The following is a 20,435-nucleotide window of genomic DNA, read 5'->3' as shown; positions in this document are numbered from 1 at the left end:
CGGGCGGCCGCTTCGCGAGCGGGGCCGTCCTGGAAGCGCCCCGGCGAGGTCGTGCCGCGGCTCGTCGGATCACGGGTCGCTCTCGTCCCCGAAGCCGGGCAGCGAGGGCGTCGCCGGCTTCGCGCGCGGGGTGCGCGGCTTCTTCGCGGGATCGGCGGGCTTCCTGGCGGCGGCAGGCTTCCTGGCGCCCTTCGCGGGAGGCGCGGCGGCTGCGGCGGCTTGCTTCTCCTGCTCGGCGCGCTCGGCGTTGAGGACGAAGAGGCGGTCGATGACCTCGTCCTCGAAGGCCTGGAGCGCGGCGCGATCCTCGTCGGTCTTCGGGCAGTACGGGGGGACGGCGATGTCGCTCCAGCCGTAGGCGGCGAGGACGGCGCGGTCCATCTCCTCGTGGAGGGCGCGCAGGTCGAGGACGCGGGGGTCGTCGGAGTCTGGGTTCTTCAGGGCGTTGTACGTTTTGGTGAGGCCCTGGTTGGTGTCGACCATAAAGCTGGCGCGGGTTTCGTAGAGTTTCTCGCCGATGGATTCGAGCGCGGGGATGACGGTGCGCGGGTCGGGCTGGGGGAAGGGGAATGTGTCGAAGCAGTCGGAAGCGGAGTAATTGAGCCGAGTCTCGAGTGTCGACGATAGAAGCCACGCCCAGGGAACGTGCGTCCTTGACTGCAGCACTGCGAACGGTACAAAACCATCGAATGGGAACACGTAAAGCTTTTCGTTAAAGGCCAGATCAGTAGGCTGAAACGAGAAGCACAGGTGTTTCGTAACACGCGCGGTGACCAAGCATCGCTTCAATCCACGAAGAGCGGCATACAGCGCCCCGCCACTCTCGCCCGGGCGCCACCAGTAGGTACGATACGTGCCGCGATTATCTTTTTCTCTCGCTGGCCTAACATTCTCCTCGATAACCCGCATAAGCATTGGCCACCGCCTCGCCTCTTCAAGCGACATCGACGTGAAGTCGATCATGTACCTATCGAAGGCCCCTCGCGGATGCTTATTAACATCCTCTCCGCCTAGATATGGTCGTAAGACAGTAGCATTCCGAGAGTCAGCAAGAACCAGGGCGTCACGCTCGGCAATGCTCATGGCGAGGCCAGCGCCAACAAGCTTCATCCCCATAAACCCGAGATCTGCATTAGAGACAAGCGCCAAGGGATCGCGCCTCTCTCGACCCACGATGAGCCTGGAATCGATACTGGAAACAACACGACCATCGAGTCGACGCTCACAAACAACGGCTCTCGCATGACCAAAAGCAAGGTGGACGACGGAGATCGAAACCGCTGCATCGCCTGGCCATGGCCTACTCGCCTCCGCCTCGTAGATGATGGCGCCTGCGCCGATCAATGGCGTCAATGCCATCAATCGAGAGTCGCCCTCTGCAATGGTGTTCGTCGCGAGCAGCCCGATCGTGCCGTGGTTGCCGACCAAATCTGCCGCTCGACGAAAGAAGTAGGCACAAAGATCGGTATTGGGCCTGCCCTTGACCTCAGGGCGTATGGCCATCAGCCAGTCGATATAGTGCGCTCCACCAGCTGCGCTGATGCCATTCTTACCGGCGAAAGGTGGATTGCCCACGAAAGCATCCACGAACGCCGCGCCGTTGATCTTGTCCCCATCTAACGGATCCGGTCTCTCCGAGTAAAAAACCTCTGGAAACTCGATCATCCAGTGGAACGGCACCTGCTCCCTCCGGATCTCCTCCTGCATCCCCCGCAGCTCGGCGAGGATCTCCCCCGCCTTCGGCCCATTCCCCTCCTTCTCCGTCGCGAGCCACGCGGTCACCCGATCGAGCCGCCGATTGCGCTCTTTCTCCCGATCCTTGTCGTTCTTCTGCCCGAAGAACGCCCCCACTACGAGGTCGCCGATCAACCTTACCCGATCAAGCGCGTCCTCGGCGTCGGCCAGGAGCCGCTCCTTCTCCCGCTGCGCCGCGTACGTCCCCTCGCTCGCCAGCGCCTGTATCCTTTTGCGGATCCCGATCGCCTCGTCGAGCGCCTCAGCCAGGAGCCCCGCCGACAGCTCCACCTGCGCCTGCGGCTTCCAGTGGAACGCCCGGATCTGCTCGAACCCCAGCCCCACCAGCGAGTCCCCGTGTCGGATCGCGTGGTCCACGAACGTGAACGGCTCGTTCCTGGCCATGGTCACGAGCCACAGCGACAGCCGCGCGAGCTGCACCGCATACGTGTTCTTGTCGACGCCATAGAGGCACCGCTGCGCCACCAGCCGGCGCGCGTGATTGACGACGTCGTCATGCGCGCTGGCGATGACCTCCATCCGCCCTTCCCGCGTCCACGCCGCCACCACGCGGTCGGCCAGGTACCGGCACGCCGCCACCAGGAACGCCCCCGAGCCCACCGCCGGATCGCAGACAACCAGGTTCAGGAGCGTCTCCGAGCTCGGCGCCTCCCCCATCGCCTTGATCAGCGGCTCCAGCGTCCTCGCCACGATCGGCTCGGTGAGCTCCCGCGGCGTGTAATGGCTGCTCGTCCGCCGCCGCTCCGGCCCGGGCTGGATCACCAGCGTCCCCGCCCCCGCCCGCTCCGGGTTCCTCCCGCTCAGGGGCTCCATCGCCCCGAGCGCCTCCCCGGCCTTCTTCGCCCCCTTCACCGCCTCGGCGATCTTCGCCGCCACGTTCTTGTCGAACCCGAGCTCGTCCTGGAGCCACCGCTCCCGCTGGTTCGCCGGCACCGCGAGCAGCGCGTCGGCCTCCACCCAGACCCGCGCCGCCCCCTTCTTGCTCCCGAGCCGGATCCGCACCGCGCCGTGCTCGATGCGCTTCACCGTGAAGCCCATCAGCGCCTCGTACACGCTGCCGATCTGCTCCACGTCGAGCGCCTTGTACGAGAGCCGCTGCCCGCCCAGGTACAGGAGCTTCCCCAGCACCGAATAGATGGTGAGATCGTCGACGCTGGGCAGCTTCACGGCCGCGCGCGCCTCCGGCTGCGTGATCGGCGCGCTCCCCTCCGGCCCCCACCCCTCGAGGAACGGATAGACGTTCGGGTCGAAGAGTTGCCCGCGCCGCGCCGGGATCTCGAGCTCCCCGTGCGAGACGCCGAGGAACGCCGCGCGAAACAGCCCCACGAGCCGCGGGTAGGCCCCGAAGCGCCTGTGCATCGTGTCGGGGTACTTCCCGAAGTCCGCCTGCAGCGCGTCGAAGAGCCCGAGGAGGCTGTAGTTCCCGGCGAAGAGCGGCTGCTCGGTCGGCAGGAGCCCCCGATCCTCGCAGTAGAGCAGGAACACGAGCCGCAGGAGCACCGTGAGCAGGCCCGCGTAGAGGGGGTCGTCCTTTCGCTCCAGCGCGTCCCGGAGGGCGCCGGTGCCGTCCCGCTCGTCCGCCGCGGCGAACCCGGCGAGCAGCGCCTCGAGCGCCTCGAACACCTGGCGCGAGAGGTCGTTGGTGACGTCGGCGTTGCGCTTGCGGCTCTCGGCCAGGATCGCCGGGAGCGCCTGCTCGGCCGCGACCCCGAACCAGCGCTGCCGCGAGAGCAGCATCACGAAGGCATCGAAGATCGGCCGCCCGCTCACGGACGCCATGTCCGCCACGCGGAACGCGACCCACCCGCTCGACTCGCCGTGCGGCGCGTAGACGAGCCGGATCTCGTGGCCGTTCGAGAGGAGCCCTATCGGCACCCGGCACTCGCGCAGGAGCCGCTCGAACTTCGCCTGGGCGGGGTACTCCCACGCCCCGGTGACCTTCTCGGGCCTGTCGAGCTGCTCGACCTCCGGGGAGACCTCCCAGACCAGCATCGCATACGGTCGCCCCGCCTGCGCCGCCGGCGTGCTGTCGGCGGCCGTTGTCGCGTCCTCCCGGGGCTTGTTCCACGTGAGCGCGCGCGTCGGGCGGAGGAGCTGCTTGCCCTCGACGACATAGAGCGACAGCTCCTTCGGGAGCGCCTCGCCCTCGTCGAAGCGCGGCGGGCCGAGGTCGAGCACGGTCGAGAAGAGCCGCGGGAGATCCGAGACGCGCAGCCTCCCCCCGGCGTCTTCCTCCAGGCACTCGAGGAAGGCCAGGTGCGCCTCCCGGGGGAGCTTCTCCGCGCACTGGGCATCGACCAGCACGGGCAACGACACGACGAGCCCCTCGGAGGGCTGCGCCATGCCTATCCATTGCTCGTGGAATCGCTTGTCGGCGTCGCTCATGGCCTGGTCATCCCTAGAGGCTCGTCGTCGGCCAGAGGTACACGAGCCCGACCGGCGAGAGCCGCTTCAGGCTCACGTGGTAGAGCGCTTCGAGGTCCGCCGGCTCGTCGCGGATCTCGTCCTCGATGCTGGCGAGGCGCTTCTTCATGTCCTGTCGCTCGCTGTCGAGCTGCTCGCGCTGCGGCTTCATGGTCTCGTCCTCGAGGTGGTCGAAGAGCCCGAGCTGGACGCTGAGCTGCTTCTCGATCTCGACGCGCTGGTCCTTCAAGATCTGCCGGAGATCCTCGGCCTCCTTCGCGCCCCGGGCCTGCAGGAGCTGCGCGGCCTCGTGCGCTCGGCCATCGGCTTCGTCCTGCACATGCCGCCAGAGCACGCCGAAGTGCGCGGCGGCCGTCGTCGCCAGGCGCTCGCGGAGGCGCTCCGGGACGGCCGGCAGGCTGCCGACGCGCGTGAGCAGCTCCTCGAGATGGGCGACGGCCTGACGATCCTCGTCGGTGCCCGTCGGCTTCAGGTGGTCGCCCTCGCCGCTCTCGCGGAAGGGCGCGGCGACGGCGATGAGCTCGTCGTGCAGGCGCGCGGCCCCGGGACCGAAGAGCGAGAGGCGTCCCAGGGCGATGACCCGCGGCTCGCCCGAGCGATCATCCGGGACGACCGTCACGCGCGAGAGATCCTGGGCACCGAAGCCCTGGGCCAGGAAGCGCGAGAGGATGCGCTGCACGAACGGGTGCTCGAGGTGCAGATGGACGCGCTCCTCGCCCATGCGGTCGAGCGCCTTGAAGACGACCGGCTGCGGGGAGAGCTTGCGCCACTCCCACTCGGGCTCGTCCCGGTGGCGGGGCCGGCGGAGGCTGTCGAGGGTGCGGCCCCAGCTCGCCGGCAGCGGCGGCAGCGCGAACGCCTGCTGCCCCTCGACCTTCTCGGGGAGCGGCGCGAGGGGCGCGGCCCCGGCGAGCTCGAGGCCGACGTCGATGGCGTCGTGCAAGAGCTCTTCCCTGAAGTCCATGACCTTGCGGGACCGGCCGAGGATGCGGCGGGCCTCGTCGATCTCCTTCTTCAGCGCGGCCGTGTCGGCGCGCTGGCTCTCGAGCTCCCGCCGGGTCGTCTCGGCCTGCTCGGGGAGCCGCTCCGCCTCGTCGAGGGCGGCCGCGGTGCCCCTGTCGATGCCGCGGCTGAGGGTCCGCTCGATGCGGTCCATGACGACCTCGCCGAGGCTCCCGAGCTCGGTCTGGATCGTCTCGATCTTGCCGACGAGCTTCTCGAGCACGGCGTCCTCGACGCGCTCCGGGTAGACGAAGTAATGGCAGCGGACCCTGCTTGAAGGCTGGAGCGTGCGATCGATGCGGCCGTTGCGCTGCTCCATGCGGGCCGGGTTCCACGGCACGTCGAAATGGAAGAGATCGGCGCAGTGGTTCTGGAGGTTCAGGCCCTCACGCGCGGCGTCGGTGGCGATGAGGATGCGCACCGGGTGCTCCTCCGGATCGCCGTTGAACGCCCGCTGCAGCTCCTCGCGGACCTCGTCGCCCATGCCGCCGTGGAAGATCGCGATGCGCTCGTCACCGCGATCCGTGGCCTCGATGGCGGCGCCGAGGGTCTTCTGGAGGTAGCGCATGGTGTCGCCGTACTCGGTGAAGAGGATCACGCGTCGCTCGCTCCACGCGCCGCTCGCGCGCTTGCCACCGCCCGAGACGCTGACCCCCGGGCAGAGCTCTGCGCGGAGCCAGTGGAGGAGGGCCACGACCTTGGCATCGGGCCGATGGCGATGCTGGCGGGAGAGGTCGAGCATGCGCTGGAGGAGCTCGCGGGCGCGCCCCTCCGGGGACGAGAGCGCGGCCGATGCCGAGGCGACCTCGGCGGCGTCCTCCTCGTCGCGTTGCTCGTCGTCGACGCCGTACGCGTCGTCGTCTTCCTCGGGGCGCCGGCGTGCCACCCTCGATGCGGATCGGGGCTCGGCGCTCGCCGTTCCCTCCTCGACGCGCGCCGCGTGCGCGTTCAGGGTCCGGTGGAACGCCTCGACGCTCGAGAGCAGCCGCTTCTGGAGGTTGATGAAGACGAGCTGCCCGCGGCCGCGCCTGGGCTTCATCTTCTCGGAGTACTCGGCGAGCAGGCGCGAGAGCTCGAGCTCGGGCGTGCCCACGGGGCCGAGGGAGATCTCCGCGGCGAGCTTCTCGCTCTTCCCGGCCTCGGCCTCGAAGTACCGCGCCCGAAACCCGTCGCCCTCGCGCTCGAGCGCGATCCGGACGACGCTCCGGAGGGGGAAATCGCTCTTGCCGAGCGCCTGGAGGTCGCGCTTGAGCCTGCGGACCATCACGGCGGAGAGCGCCTTCGATCCCGCCTGGATGGGCACGCCGCGCGTGAAGCGCTGGGGGTCGAGCATGGCCATGAGGGCGCTGAAGCTGTTCGAGTGGCCGTTGTGCGGCGTCGCCGAGAGGAAGAGGCGGTTCTCGAACCGCGGACCGAGCTCGTCGCGGATCAGGGTCGTGACGTGGGAGTCGACGGCGTACAGGCTCGCCGAGGCGGGCGCTGCGGTGTGGGCCTCGTCGAGCACGAGCAGGCTCTTCTTCATGCGCGTGCCGAGGTGGGCGAGCAGCGGCTCGCGGTACTCGGGGCGGCGGAGCGTCTGGTAGGAGACGATGAACCGGTTGTGCGTGCTCCAGGTGTTGACGCCGAAGCCGCGCTCGCGCCGGCGGCGGGCGACGAGCTCGCGCCCCATGACCTCGAAGCGCTGGCCGAAGCGCTTCTCCATCTCGCCGCGCCACTGGAGGCAGAGGGAGGCCGGGCAGACGACGAGGACGAAGTCCACGCGCTGCCGGAGCTGGAGCTCCTGCATCACGAGCCCGGCCTCGATGGTCTTGCCGAGGCCCACGTCGTCGGCGATGAAGAGGTTCGCGCGGGGGAGCTCGAGGGCCTTCTTGAGAGGCGTGAGCTGGTGGTCGAGGAGCTTGATGCCGGCCCGGAAAGGCGCCTGGAAGAGATCGGCGCGCGTGGCCGTGACGCTGCTCCACTTGAGGGCGTGGAAGTAGGCGGCGAAGCGGCGCGTGGGGTCGAGCGAGGCGACCGCGCCAAGGCCCTCGGCCTCGGGCTGCAAGACCTTCGCGCCGAGCTCGATCTCCCAGAGGACCGAGAGGCGAACGCCCTGCGCGTCGTCGTCGAGGCAGACGAGGTCGACGCGGGTGGCCTGGTCCGGGGCTTCGGGCGTGACGACGTCCTCGACGAGGTACTGGCGCTGCCGGACGAGCGCGATGTCCCCCTTCACGGGCGAGAGGCGCGGGGCGGCGTGGGCGCCGAACAGGCCCGTCGGCGGGGCGCTCTTGCGGTCGCCGAGGGCGTGGAGGAGGCGCTCCGCGAGCGCCTGGCGCGCGCGGCTGGAAGCGTCCAGGCCGTGGGCCTGGCAGGCGGCGCGGAGCTCGTCGCGGCCCATCCATTCGACCACGGAACGCATGCGGACCTGCTCGGAGCGGGCCAGGGCGGCGACCAGCTCGGCCTTCGTGCCACGCTGGGGCACGAAGACGCCGACGTAGCGCGCGAGCTCGATCAAGCGCCCCCGCGAGGGCAGCGACTCGAGGAGAGTGCGAACGGAGGGCGAGGAAACGGGGGGCGAGGAAACGGACATCGACATCGGGGTGACACGCGCCGCGTGGAGCTGCGGGTGCACGGCAAGGTACGCCTCGACAACGACACGGTGAAGATTTGTTCTGTCGCCTGTGCCCACCCGGCGCGCGCGAGGGTCGCACGACCTCCTCGTCGATCTTGCCCTCGGCCTGGACCAGGAAAGAGCACAAGCGACAGCAGTTCGTGCTGGCGGCTACGGAGGAGCAGCGCCGAGTGTGCCCATGAGAACTGGGGCCATCGCGCACGAGGTGGGAGGGGCGCGCTTGTATCAGCACAGCGCGCACGCGCCCGCCAACACATGGGACCGCCGAGTTGCACCCATTGCATCCTTCGGAATCTCCTGCTTCCGCTCAAGAGCGCCTCACCCACGTCGCCCGCTCCCGCCGGCGTTCTCCCCGGCGCGGCGCTCCGGATGGCGCGAACATCTCCGCGAGAAAATCAACACACACCCGAACCTTCTTGTTCGGAACCGGAGCGGTGCGCGCCATGGGGCCAGGCATCGGCGCTGCGCTCTGTGCCAATTTCAGCGGCGCACCGGCCTTGGATGTGCCAAACGGCTCGATCCTGTGCCAAGCGAGGGGGGTCCGGCACCGGCACAGACGCAATGCATTGCGACACACCGGGTCCCGGACCCCTCCGGAACGTGCCACGGAGCGTCTTTGGGGGGGATTTCTGTGCCAAACAGCGTCCAAAATTGCGCAAATCTGCGCCATCACCCCCTCGGAAGCGCCAGTTTTTGTGCCAGATGGGGGGTCCGGACCCCTCCGGACCGCAATCCACTGCGTTCACGCGGCCTCGGGACCCCCTCCGGACCGCAATCCGCTGCGTTCGCGCGGCCTCGGGAGGCCCCCGCACCCTCCCTCTCGGCGCGCCGGTGTGGCCGCGTTGCGCGGCCGCGCGACGAGCGCGCTCGGCGTTCTCGCCGGTTCGTCCGGCCTCCACGAGGCTGACCGGAGCGCGCGTGGCAGCTCGCGCCAGCGGCAGCGCAGCGGTCCCGCGTACTCGATCGCCGCGTCAGAGAGCGTCAGTGGAGGGTTGGCGCGCAGCGCAGGTGTTCAACCCGGCAGAGGCAGAGAGCACCTCGAGCTCGCTCCGCGAGGCGGCTCGCAGCACGACCATCGTGCGCCCAGCCTCATCGATGATCTCCAGCGATCCATCGAAGCGCTCGACCCGCGCCTGGCCATTGTAGAACGGCTCCGCCATCGCGAACCGCCGAGCATACGCAGGCTGCGCGCGGCCATCCACGTGCATCCACCCCCGCTCATCGCGGGCGCGCGTAAAGCCCTTACGGACGACACGGGTCCACTGGGGCCAGTCGAGCAGCCGGGCAGTGACAAGGACGACCACATGCGTGGCCGCGCGGAGGCGCTCCTCGAGCCCGCGCTCCACGTGCTCGCCGGCGATACAGGCACCCAGCACCTCGACACGCTCTTTGCGGCACACCTCATCGAGGTGAGGGCGAAGCGCCATCGCGCAGTCGTCGTCGTCCGGACAGTGAAGCAAAAACAGCTGCATCCCGGGGAGAGAATCGCACGGAACACACTCTGCAGAATACCCCCTCACGTGTTCTGTCTTCGGCGCAAGGACCTTCTGGCTTCGTCGGAGGGCTCGCCGGAACGAGATCACGAGCATCGCCGATGCGGCGTGACTTACCTGGTTGCCAGGCCGCGCTCCGTGCAGGCGAGCGCCTCCTTGCCCAGCGTCTTGTCTCATCCAGACTGACATCGTTCATCGAGGGCGGGAGCGAACCGACCGTCGAGCGGGCGAGGCCCACATCACGCCACCGCCGCCGCGAACGAGGCGAAGAGGTCCCCCGGCAGCGCGTGGTGCAGCCTCCACGTGATCGCCATCGGCAGCTCGGACGCGTGCCGCACATAGCTCGCCGGGCCCAGGAACCAGAACGCCCGCTCATCGCTGCGCAGCCGCGCGAACAGCATCACCGCCGTGCCGAGCGCCGCGTGCTGCTGATACCGCCGCCCCGTCTCGCTCTCGGCGCGGGTGCTCGACTGGCTCTCCCAGTGGATCAGCTGCCGGCTGATGGCATGGTCGCGGTAGCGCGTCGTCGGCGAGAACTGCCCGCTCGTCTTGTCGAGCGTGAACGCGAGCAGGTCGGCCCCGGCGTCCTTCGCCCAGTACACGCCGGTCTGCCACGGCGCGACCTTCGCGCCGCCCCCGACCCCGAACGCCGCCAGAATCTCGATGCGCGAGTAGCGCGCGTGCACCTCCAGCGGCACGTCCGGGTGGGTCGCGATCGCCCGGTGAACATGGTCGACGCGGTCCGCGAGCAGGTCCATCACCTCGACGAGCTCCGCGCGCACCTGGGGGTGCGCCCAGACGAGAGCGCACGCCTGCGCGAGGGGGGTCGCTTTGCCGATCGCGCGATCGGCCACGGAGGCGACGAGCATGCGCAGGAGTCGGCGCTCGCGGAGGCTCATCGCTCCCGAATCCGGACACGCCGCGGACGCGAGCAGCCGGCGATAGGCCTCGATCCGCGCGAAGTCGTCGACGTGCAGCAGCCGCCCGCACGCGCGCCGCAGCGCCTCCTCGTGCGGCCCCGCGCCCAGCAACGGAAGCCCCGCATCGGCCCGGAGGTCTGACCACGACCGCTGTCCGGCAACCACGTCCTCGATCTCCAGCCCGGTCTCCTCCAGGAACCGCGCGAGGCTCACGTCGCCACCGCCGCGGGCGAGGCGTCGCAGCTCCTCGATCTTGGCGGTCCACCCCGACGGCACGGCTTGCCGGATGTTCTCGAGCACGAGCTCCGACGCCTTCGGGTCGAGCTCCATGTGGCAGCCCGCCGGCAGAAACGGGAACCCGCCCTCGATCTGCTGAACGAGCTCCTTTCGGCTCCCGCCGAGCAGGGCTCCGAAGCGGCGATCGAAGCGGAATTCGCGGCGATGGTGCCCCACGAAGTCGAGCACCGTGCAGGCGGTCTTGCCGGCGCTGCGCCGCAGGCCGCGCCCGAGCTGCTGCAAGAAGAGCGTGGGGCTATCGGTCGGGCGCAGGAGGATCAGCGTATCGACCGCAGGGACGTCGATGCCCTCGTTGAACAGGTCCACCGAGAAGACAACGTTGACGCCCCGCGCGCCGAGCTCCGCGAGCGCCGCGCGCCGCTCGCCATCGGGGCTGTCCCCCCACACGGCCGTCGCCGCAATGCCGGCCTCGCGGAAGACGCGCGCCATGAACCGCGCGTGCTCGATGCTGACGCAGAACCCGAGCGCCCGCATCTTCCGCGGATCGTCGACGTGCGCGGCGAGCTGGGCCACCACCTGCCGGGCCCAGACGTCGTTGGCCGTGAGCAACCCCGAGAGGCCCTCGACGTCGTAACCGCGCCCGCGGCGCCAGGGCACCTCGCGCAGATCCAGCCCGTCGTGGATGCCGTAGTACACGAAGGGGACGAGCCGGTGCTGGTCGATCGCGTCCCAGAGCCGCAGCTCTGCGGCGATCCGGTCATTGAACCAGCCGAGCAGCGGGAGACCATCGCTCCTCTCGGGGGTGGCCGTGAGACCGATGAGCTCGACGGGCTGCACGTGCTCCATCAAGGCGCGGTACGATCGTGCAGCGGCGTGGTGGAACTCGTCGATGATCACCACGTCGAAATGGCGCGGATCGAGATCGTCGAGCCCTGCAGCGGAGAGGCTCTGAATCGAAGCAAACACGTGCTCGAAGCGTCGCGGGTGACGGCCGCCGACCCACAGCTCGCCGAAGGCGTGATCGCGCAGACCATGACGAAAGGTCGCGAGGCTCTGCTCCAGGATCTCCTCGCGGTGCGCGACGAAGAGCAGGCGCGCGCGGGGCAGCGCCTCCCGGAGCCGGGCGTAGTCGATGGCCGCCATGACGGTCTTTCCCGTTCCGGTCGCCGATACGAGCAAGTTGCGGTGATGCCCGCGCTCGCGGGAGAGCGCAATCTGCTCGAGCAGGCGCTCCTGGAACGGCTCGGGGCGGAGCTCGATCGGACTGAGCATCACCGAGGACGCTCCGCTCGATGCCTGTTCGACGCGCGCGAGGAACTCCTCGCGGTCGTACGGCACGAAATCGCCGCTGTTCCAGTAGCTCTCGAAGACTGCGGCGACCTTGGCGACGACATCCGGGTTGCGGGCGCCGGACACGCGAACATTCCACTCGAGTCCGTTCGTCTGCGCGGTGTGCGTCAGGTTCGAGGAGCCGATATAGGCCGTCGAGAAGCCCGACGCGCGATGAAAGAGCCAGGCCTTCGCGTGCAGGCGCGTCGTGCCCGTGTCGTACGAGACGCCTACGCTCGCGCCGATCCTGCGGAGCGCGTCGAGCGCCGACGCCTCCGTCGAGCCCGTGTACGTCGTCGTCAGCACGCGCAGCTCGCGGCCCGCCTCACGATGCACGCGGAGCGCCTCGAGCAGCGGGGCGATGCCGCTCCGGCGGACGAACGCCATGACGATGTCGATGCGGTCCGCCGAGCGCGCCTCCGTCAGGAGCTGGTGACCCACCCTGGGCTCGCCAGGCGCGTTGGTGAGCAGCGTCGTGTCGAGGAGCGGGATGAGCGGCTCGGCGATCGTCTCCGGCTTGCCGTCCGGCTGGCGCCCCACGATGGCCCGGAGCACCATTCCCGGCTCCACCGGCGCATCCGGCTGGACCTCCGCGCCGGCGATCACCTCGTCGATCTGCGCGAGGAGCCTCCGCGCCAGACCCACGCCCACGCTCACCCGCTCTTGGTCGGGAACACCGGCGATGGCGCGCTGCACGATGCGACCCAGATGCAGCGCGATGCGGTCGGCGGCCTCCGCGGCGCGGAGCGCCCCGGTGCGGGCTTCCAGGCTGGCGTCGAGCTCGCGAAGGCCCGAGGCCAGCGCCTCCGTGATCAGGATCTCGTAGAGACCGCGCCGGCTCGTCGTCATGAACGAGCGAGTCTACGGCAGATCAGCGCGCGTCCAAGAGGCATCACGAGCCAGGCCCTCGATAGACGCCTCCCCTCAATCCTGGCAACCGCAGACGCCTCCATGATGCGAGCAGCAGCCACGGTACGAGGGGCGGCCGCACAGGCAGCTCGGCGAGAGCGTGCCGTCGCAGCACTGCACCCGGAGGCTCGCCTGTCGCCTCTCCTCGGCGGCCTCTTTCATCAGCTGCAGTCTCTCCTCCGCCGCCGCTTTGAGCTCCTGCCGCCGCCGTTCCTCCTCTTCTCGCCGCCGCCGGGTCTGCTCCACGCCCGCGTCGACATCCGGCCGCAGCCGCACGACCTGCGCGAGGAGCGCAGCGCAGCGCTCGGACCGCTGCACGTCGGTCCCCCGGAACTCGTCCAGCGCGAGCTCCGCCTGGCTCAACGCGGCCTGGGCATCGTCCCACCGTCGCTGCGTTGCCCTGGCGGAGGCGACCTGCACCTGACGTGCAATCGCCGGAGCGACGTCCTTGAACCGCACAGCGGCCGCCCGCTCCCTCTCCGCCTGTCTCCGCTCCTCCTCGGCGCGCTCCCGCTCCTCCTCGACGCGCTCGCGCGCCTTGCGGGCGGCTTCCTCCTCGGCGCGCTGCTGGATGGCCTCGCGCTCCCTCGCGTCGACATCCGCCTCCGTGCGCGCGGCCTCCTGCAGCGCCGCCCCCTCGACACAGGTGGTCCGCGCCTCCCGGAGATGCGACCGGGCCAGGTCGAAGCTCGCCGCCTCCAGGGCCTCACCCGCGCTGCGGCGCGCCTCCTGACAGGCGGCGAGCGCCTCCACGCGGGCACGCTCGTCGGCGCTCTGCTTCGTGAGGAAGCCCGCGAGGCCCACGCCGAGCAGGCCGGCGATAGCGGGGTAGATCCCCCACGGCGCCTGGCGCGACGCCCGTGCCGCGGCCGCGAACGGCCGCGGAGCCCCCGCGACGCTGTCGCCAATCGCGATCGCCAGGCCGGCAACGACGCCTGCCCCGAGCACGGCGAGCGCAACGGGTCCGGAGGCAGCGCCGATCACGTAGAGCAACAGCAGCGTGTAGACCTGGGTCCCGGCCCACCCGAGGCGGAAGCCGAGCCTCGCCCTGGCCTCACCGGTGTATCGCCCCTCCGAGCGGGCGATCTCGCGGAGCACGAGCCGGCCGAGCAGGATCGCCGGCACGCCGGCGAACGGTCCGAGCACGATGGCCGCGACGCCCAGCAGGAAGAGTGTCTCGCTCGACGGATGGGGCCGCGGGAAGAGCCCCTCCAGGCTCGGCACCGGGCTCGGGCCGGGCGGCGCTGCGGGAGGCTCGGGCGGCGTGCTGGGCGGATCCTGATCTGCCATCGTCACATCTCCAGCGCCGCGAGCGCCTCCTCGATCCATCGGATCTGCTGCGCTTGCAGGTCGTCCGGGATCTCGTCGGCGCGGAGGGCCTCGAGCGCGGCGAGCAGGTGGCGGCGTTTCGCTGCCGCGGTCTTGAGCCCATCCACCTTCTCCAGGACAGCATCGACCTCGATCCGGGAGGCCTCCAGCAGGAGCTGATCGCGCAGTTCCTGGAGCGTGAGCCGGTCGAGGCCCGCCCGCACGGCGCTCCTCCGTCCGGCAGGTCCCCTCGCCGCCTCGAGCTTTGCGAGCGCCTGCTCGAGCGTTGCCTGCTCCTCTGCCCGCAACGCCCGCTGACGGCGCGCCTCCTCCTCGACGCGCGCCTCCTCGATTCTCCGTGCCTGCTCGATCCTCCGCGCCTCCTCCTCGATTCTCCGCGCCTCCTCCTCGCGTCGCTGCTCCTGCTTGATCTCTGTCCGCAGTGCCTGGAGGCGCTCGACCGCGTCCTCTTGGCCGCCCTGAGCGAGCAACGCCTTGTATTCCCGCACGGCGGCGGAGCGGGACTCGTGATCTTCCAGCAACCGCGCCAGCTTGTAACGCAGGCTGCGCGACAGCTCTGGGGCACAGTTCGGAGCATCCGCAGCTTGCTTCAGCGCCGTCGTTGCCTGGTCGATCTCGCCCAGCGCGACGTGCGCATCCGCCAGCGCGCACACGCCCAAGGAATAGGCGGGATCGGCGATGGAGAGCTTGAGGGCACCGAGCGCCTCGCGCGGAGCCCCGGCGAGCACATGCATCTGGGCCAGCGCGACCTCCACGCTGCCGGCTCCCCCGCCCTCCGGGCGGAACGACAGCGGCGCAGGCAGCCCGGGGAAGGCCAGCGCAATGCCCGACGAGAGCCGACCGATGCCATGGACTCGCGCAGCGGCCCGCTCCAAGGCCGCGAGGGCATCCTGATATCGTGCGCGGCTCGCGGCGTCGGCTGCGACGAGCAGCCACGCGTCGGCCTCGTGCCTTCCGCGGTGCTCGAGCGCGCCGAGCAGCTCGACAGCCCTGGGATCCGACGCGTGGCGGGCCGCCACCGCGTCGAGGAACAGCACTTCCAGGCGCTCGCGCCGGATCCGCCGCGCCACTCGGTAGATCGCGTAGCCGACGCCGCCGACCCCGAGGAGGATCCAGACGGCGGGGATCCTCAGCACCATCACGAGCGCGAACAGGATCAGCGCAACAACGCCGGTCAGCGCCGCTAGCACCGCGAGCACCGCGAGCGGGCGGCCGCCCCCCGATCCCGCCCGCCCGAGCCGCGCGAGGCGCTCGCGGTAAACGATATAACCTGTGCCGACGAGCACCAGCGCGACCCACGGGTACGGCGTTGCGAGCACCGCGCCGATCGCCGCCAGGATCGCCGCGAGCACGTACAGGCTGAACGCTATCGCGATCGCGACCAGGATCGCGACCGCTCCGGCAGATCCACCACCCCGCCCGCCTCCTCGTGGAAGACGCGCACGAGGGAAGAGTCGAGGGCCACGGCGTCCCATTCGTCACTGTCAGGTTCGGCGGGAACGCCCGCGCTTGTCAACGCTCCGTCGCAAGAGGGTGGGACAGCATCAAGCTCGTGGTGTGGCGTCCTCTCGCGATCCATCGTCCGGCCAGACGAGCCGACAGGCCCCAGCACCGCCACGGGTAGCTCTGGAGTGGCTGCCTCGGCGCGCAGCACACAACGTCCGTCTCACTCATGCGCTCGCCAAATCCAACCATGTCACGCTGAACATCCGACGGCCCCGCTGACGGCCGAGCACGTTCGCCGGATGGCCACGTCGATGGAGGACGAGCCGACCTCTCGATGAAGGGATCAGCGCGGACTCGCTCCACGTGGGCTCGCCGGACGAGCGACGCCTCCTCTGACCCGCCGGCCCAGCGCGGCCGTGTGCCTCGACGCGCATGCCGGTCAGCTCGACGCCGGGGTCCACTTCCGTCGCGATGACTTCCGATACCTCTTGCATGACTTCCGATATCGATCCATTCTCGGCCCACAAACGCAGGCGGCGTCCAGGATCCCGAGCGTGGCTCTGGGATGGGTGGGTGGGCCATGCGCCGAGGACCACGTCCGCCTCATGCGATCGTCGACCATGAACAGCAGCGAAGCCGTGAGGAGATGCGCCGAGCTTCTACGCCTGTTCGACGACGCCGATCTGCCCGACAACACCCGCCGGCTCTACGGGGCGCAGTGGCGCCAGTTCGTGGCCTGGTGCGCCGCGCGCCGCTCCCTCCCCCTCCCTGCCCGGCCGCGCCTGGTCGTCCTCTATCTCGCGTCGCTCGCGCGTGAGCGTCTGGCGCCGTCGACGATCAAGGCCGCTGGCCAGGCAATCGCCAAGGCGCACGAGCTCTCCGGCCAGGCTCCGCCGACGAGCTCCCCCATCGTCATCGCGTGGCGCCGTCGCCTCGTCGCCGGCGGCGCTCACGAGCAACAGCAAGCGGCCCCGCTGACGGCCGAGCAGATCCGCCAGATCATCGCCTCGATCGACGACGACCTCGTGGATCTGCGCGATCGCGCGCTCCTTCTCGTGGGTTACGCCGCCAGGCTCCGGCGCGCGGACCTCGTCCGCCTGGACGTCGCCGACGTGCGCATTGCTGCGGACGAGATCGAGCTCGTCGTGCCGGCGCGGCGGATCCTCCTGCCGCGTGGCTGCCACCCCATCACCTGTCCCGTGCGCGCCGTGCGCGCGTGGCTCGACGCTGCTGCGCTGCCTGCACATGGCCCGCTGTTCGTCGGGATCAACCGCTGGGGCCAGCTCGGCGACCGCCTGTCGGATCGCGCCGTCGGCTTGATCGTGCAGGCCAGGGCCCGCGAGGCGGGCTTGATGATCAAGGGCATCAGCGCCGATTCGCTCCACGTGGGCCCGCCAGACGAGCGACGGCTTCTCTGACATCACGGCGCTCGCGCCGTGCCTGGTTCCGACAGTGACGGGCGCCCCTGCTGGGCTGCCGGGCGGGTCGTGCTCTGTCCTCTGGAGATCACCTCATGGAACGGTTACTTCACACGATGGCTCCTCTGTCGCCGGTCGGGCTGGCGATCATCGCCTGTGTTGCCTTCGGCCTGGCGCTCGCGGCGCGGGAGGCGCTCGGGGTGGAGCGCGGCCTGCGCGCAGCCGCCGAACGGGCGCGCGATGCGGCCGTCAAGACCCTGACCACCCACAAGAACTGGGAGCTTCACGAGATCGAACGATATCGCCGCCTCCTCGGCTGTCACATCGACGCCATCGTCGCGGAGGCGACCGAGTTTCGTGAGCGGCTGGTCCCGTCCCCTGGCGGGATCCTGGAGAGCCTGTGCTCGTGGAACGCCGACTGGAAGCGAGACCTCGCCCGATCCGCCGGATTGAGATCCGAGGAGGTGGAGAGGCTCCTGAAGAACGAGCTCCCGATCACGCCGGGCCTCGCGCGGAGCCTGGAGCGCTTCACCGGCGCGCCCGCGCGGTACTGGGAGTACCTGTGGCGCCTGCACGACGAGTACCGGACGGAGACGGACGAGACGTTGCTGCTCCTGGTCGATCAGGCGACGCGGGCGCGGAGGCATCCGGCGCGCGTGCCGGCGCCGGGCTTCGCCCCGGCGCCCCTTGTCGTGGGGCGCGAGCCCGCCCCCTCTGCACCCGCCGAGATCCCTGCGCCGGCTACCGCGCATCCGGAGCTCGTCGTGTCGAGCCAGCGTGGCGCCCTGCCTCCGCCGCCGAGGCCGCGTTCCCCACGGTTGACCGCCTCCAGACCCGAGCTCAGGCCGGCGCGCGCAGCGCCCGACGCCGGACGCGCGGACCGTCCGATACAGCGCCAGGACACGCTTCCCGAGATCGGCGACGCCTGGGACGACCTCGACCGCTCCCCGCTCAACGCCACGCTGCCCGGTGTGGGCAGGCAGCGGCCGCCGCGATGACGGCGGACGGCTGCCCCTTGAGGAGAGGACCGATGCATCGGCCGCCAACCGAAGACACGCGCTCTGCTGCGGCAGCAAGCCTGTTCCGCCCGAAGGTGTTCCGCGACGTGCTGCGCTGGCTGGAGCGCCTCGGCGTTCCAGCCAGCGATCGGGACGACGTGGCGGGCGAAGTCTGGCTCTGCGTCTGGCACAGCTGGCCCACGTACGACCCCGAGCACGCGAGGCCCGAGCGATGGCTGAACAGGATCATGCTGCACGTCTGCTCGCACTACCATGAACGGGCGTCGCGGCGGAGAGAGGTGCTCCTGGACGAGCCGCTGGACGTCCCGGACCCGGCGCCTGACGCGCTGAGCCTCCTTGTCGCGGAGGAGACCCGGCTCGGAGTGCTCGACGCGATCGACAGGCTCGATCCCCACGAGCGCGAGGTGCTCGTCGGGCACGACATCGAGGAGATGTCCATGGGTGACCTTGTCGAGAAGATCGAGGTCCCCATGTCCACCGCGTACAGGCGCACGCGTGCGCTCGCCGCGCTGCGTGCCCTGGTCGAGCCCTGGGATGAGGAATGAGGGGCGCACGCGAGGTCGGCGGCGGAGGGCGTCCGATCCGGGTCGCCCTCAGGCCGATAACAGAACGAGAGACGCTTGCCGAGCGTCTCTAGTGTTTGCAGCACAGCGCGCGAGTGATCCCCCGCTCGAGCGCGCCGCCCTCGACTTCGGAGACAGAAGGGGCGCACGTACCCGGCTCCGTCTGGGTGAACACAGACCGCATCCCCGCGAGCGGTCCGGTGGTCCCCCTGCTGCACATCGGCGGATCTTTATCCGAAATAAAATAGCTATCCAGCTCGTCCAGACAATATTTGTCTTGATATAATATTGTATTCACCGCGCATTTCCCGCCGCTCGGTGCACCACATTTACAAGGGGCACACGTGCGGGTATCGACGATTGTCGTGAGCTCGTGCCGAACGCTGTACCCACGCCAGCAGCTTCCGTCTTCCTGCGGAGGATAGCAGGGGACCGCGGATGTGGGACCGGAACCTTGGGGGTCGGCCGCGCACACCGTGGCGAACGCCAGAGCGCGACGCGACGGCTCCGGCGCTCGCGACACGGGTGCGCAGGAAGCCAGCGTTGGCGGGTCGAACGTCACCGCGGCGAAGGCGTCGCTCTCTATGCGCGGAGTGGGCGCCGCACAGGAACCATCCCACGACGCGCCGGCATCGAATGTGCCGGCGGCGCCGTCCCCGGGGCAGACGGATGCATGTACCGTCACCTTGGACGGCAGGACGCACTCGGCCGGGCCACACTCACACGGCTCGCATTTGTCCTGCTCAACCTCTTCAATCGGTACATCTTCGATCAACGACTCCCACAGGAGCTGCTCATTCAGTATGCATTCCCGCTTATTCTGATAACCCGTCACGTAGACGAACACTCTATCTCGGAGGTCCGGCGGAGGCAGCTCGTCGGGATACGGCGAAGAGCAGCCGAGCAGCGCGAGCGTTACCAGCGTGTAGACCACGGAAAATCGCATCGCAACCACCACCCTTTCACCGGACACCAGGGCTCTCCGCGAGATTTGGACAGTCATACGGCTCGTCGTCCTCCGATACGCGCCGGTTTATCCGCGACGAGTGACTCGTGCGTTGGCAGGAGCGCCCTCCGCGTGCGCAGCTTCCCAGGCGAGCGCTACTTTTCACAGCAGAACACGCGCCTCTCGCCTCGCTCCACCGTGCCAACCACTTTGGAGGTGGCCGGCGTTGGCGTGCAGGAGCCCGGCTCCTCGCGGGTGAGCACTGCGCGCACTGCCGCCAGCGGCAGCGGCGCAGGAACATCGTGACATGGGTTGTCTCTTTGATCGATGAACGCAGCCAGATCGATCTGGGTATTGCACGTGCCGTCTCCATACAGCATGACGTCGGCCATACAGCCGCCCCCGGTCGGAGCGCCGCAGGCACATGGGGTACACGCGCGGTTGTCGCTGAGTCGCATCGTGAACTCCAAGCGATTTGTGAAGCCAGGCCGACACAGCCCATCGGCCTCCGGGGTGATGCAGATGGCAAAGTCCGCCCAGGAAACGTACGAGTCCAGCGGGCAGGCCCTTGCATAGCCTCCCGAGATGGGCGGCGGCTCGAGCGGCGGCGAGGGCGCGCACTGGGGAGCCAGCGCCGGCGGCGCGAAGAGGACGGACGCGAAGCGTTCGCTCGAGACAGGGGGATCGATAGCAACACATGTTCCATGCCAGCCCTCCTCAGCAGCGATCGTGAGCGGCTCTCCTTCGCCGTCGCAGCGGATCGCGGCGTACGTCGTCAGGCTCGACGGCGCGACGCATGCGGCGGGGCCGCAAGTGCACGGGCCGCATTCGTCCGAAGCGGCTTCATAAGCCCACCCCTCCCAGTAGTCCAGGCGATCTCCAGGACACGGCGGCGCCTCCGCGTGACGTCCCACCCAGAGCAACACCGGGTCATCATCCATGCGGGGCCCGTAGAGCTCGAGCTCATCCCCACAGGCGACGAGCGCCAGAGCGCCGAGCATGAGCCAAGCTGCCGGGTGCATCGTGAACCCCTC

The 20,435-nt window shown here is 69.6% G+C and carries 10 protein-coding genes; 3 read left to right on the top strand and 7 right to left on the bottom strand.

The genetic code is table 11. From position 1 onward, the window contains the following. Positions 1-69: 69 nt before the first annotated feature. From WMF17_RS16365 to WMF17_RS16340, 6 genes are all read right to left on the bottom strand, one after another. Positions 70-4,140, bottom strand: coding sequence for a type IIL restriction-modification enzyme MmeI (locus WMF17_RS16365; RefSeq protein ID WP_437650363.1), 4,071 nt, complete (start codon positions 4,138-4,140; stop codon positions 70-72). Between the two features lie 13 nt (positions 4,141-4,153). Next, complete coding sequence (gene drmD, locus WMF17_RS16360) at positions 4,154-7,675, bottom strand: DISARM system SNF2-like helicase DrmD (RefSeq protein ID WP_437650361.1); 3,522 nt, start codon at positions 7,673-7,675, stop codon at positions 4,154-4,156. 1,088 nt (positions 7,676-8,763) lie between these two features. After that, positions 8,764-9,219, bottom strand: coding sequence for a hypothetical protein (locus WMF17_RS16355; RefSeq protein WP_437650359.1), 456 nt, complete (start codon positions 9,217-9,219; stop codon positions 8,764-8,766). Between the two features lie 305 nt (positions 9,220-9,524). Continuing rightward, entirely contained in the window at positions 9,525-12,620 is a 3,096-nt protein-coding gene (locus tag WMF17_RS16350) for a DUF3427 domain-containing protein (RefSeq protein ID WP_437650357.1), read from the bottom strand. 75 nt (positions 12,621-12,695) lie between these two features. Further along, positions 12,696-13,970: a hypothetical protein gene (locus WMF17_RS16345; RefSeq protein ID WP_437650355.1), complete on the bottom strand. Its 1,275-nt coding sequence runs from the start codon at positions 13,968-13,970 to the stop codon at positions 12,696-12,698. A 2-nt stretch (positions 13,971-13,972) separates the two neighbouring features. Continuing rightward, positions 13,973-15,361 (bottom strand): hypothetical protein, encoded by a 1,389-nt coding sequence (locus tag WMF17_RS16340; protein ID WP_437650354.1) that lies wholly within the window; start codon positions 15,359-15,361, stop codon positions 13,973-13,975. A gap of 714 nt (positions 15,362-16,075) precedes the next feature. On the opposite strand from WMF17_RS16340, the gene WMF17_RS16335 reads away from it, so the two are divergent. The 3 genes from WMF17_RS16335 to WMF17_RS16325 all read left to right on the top strand — a co-directional run bounded on the left by WMF17_RS16335 (position 16,076) and on the right by WMF17_RS16325 (position 18,437). Next, positions 16,076-16,873 (top strand): tyrosine-type recombinase/integrase, encoded by a 798-nt coding sequence (locus WMF17_RS16335; protein ID WP_437650352.1) that lies wholly within the window; start codon positions 16,076-16,078, stop codon positions 16,871-16,873. A gap of 95 nt (positions 16,874-16,968) precedes the next feature. Next, positions 16,969-17,871 carry a helix-turn-helix transcriptional regulator gene (locus WMF17_RS16330; protein WP_437603006.1) on the top strand — a complete coding sequence of 301 codons (903 nt, stop codon included), beginning with the start codon at positions 16,969-16,971 and terminating at the stop codon, positions 17,869-17,871. Between the two features lie 32 nt (positions 17,872-17,903). Next, positions 17,904-18,437, top strand: a complete 534-nt coding sequence (locus WMF17_RS16325) for an RNA polymerase sigma factor (protein ID WP_437650350.1) — start codon at positions 17,904-17,906, stop codon at positions 18,435-18,437. 1,119 nt (positions 18,438-19,556) lie between these two features. Here the strand turns inward: WMF17_RS16325 and WMF17_RS16320 are convergent. Further along, the gene (locus tag WMF17_RS16320) at positions 19,557-20,423 is read right to left on the bottom strand and encodes a hypothetical protein (RefSeq protein WP_437650348.1); all 867 of its coding nucleotides are present in this window, start codon (positions 20,421-20,423) and stop codon (positions 19,557-19,559) included. Between the last annotated feature and the right edge of the window lie 12 nt (positions 20,424-20,435).

The organism is Sorangium sp. So ce362, from assembly GCF_051519845.1.
GTDB lineage: Bacteria > Myxococcota_A > Polyangia > Polyangiales > Polyangiaceae > Sorangium.
This window is presented reverse-complemented; position numbering and strand designations above follow the sequence as displayed.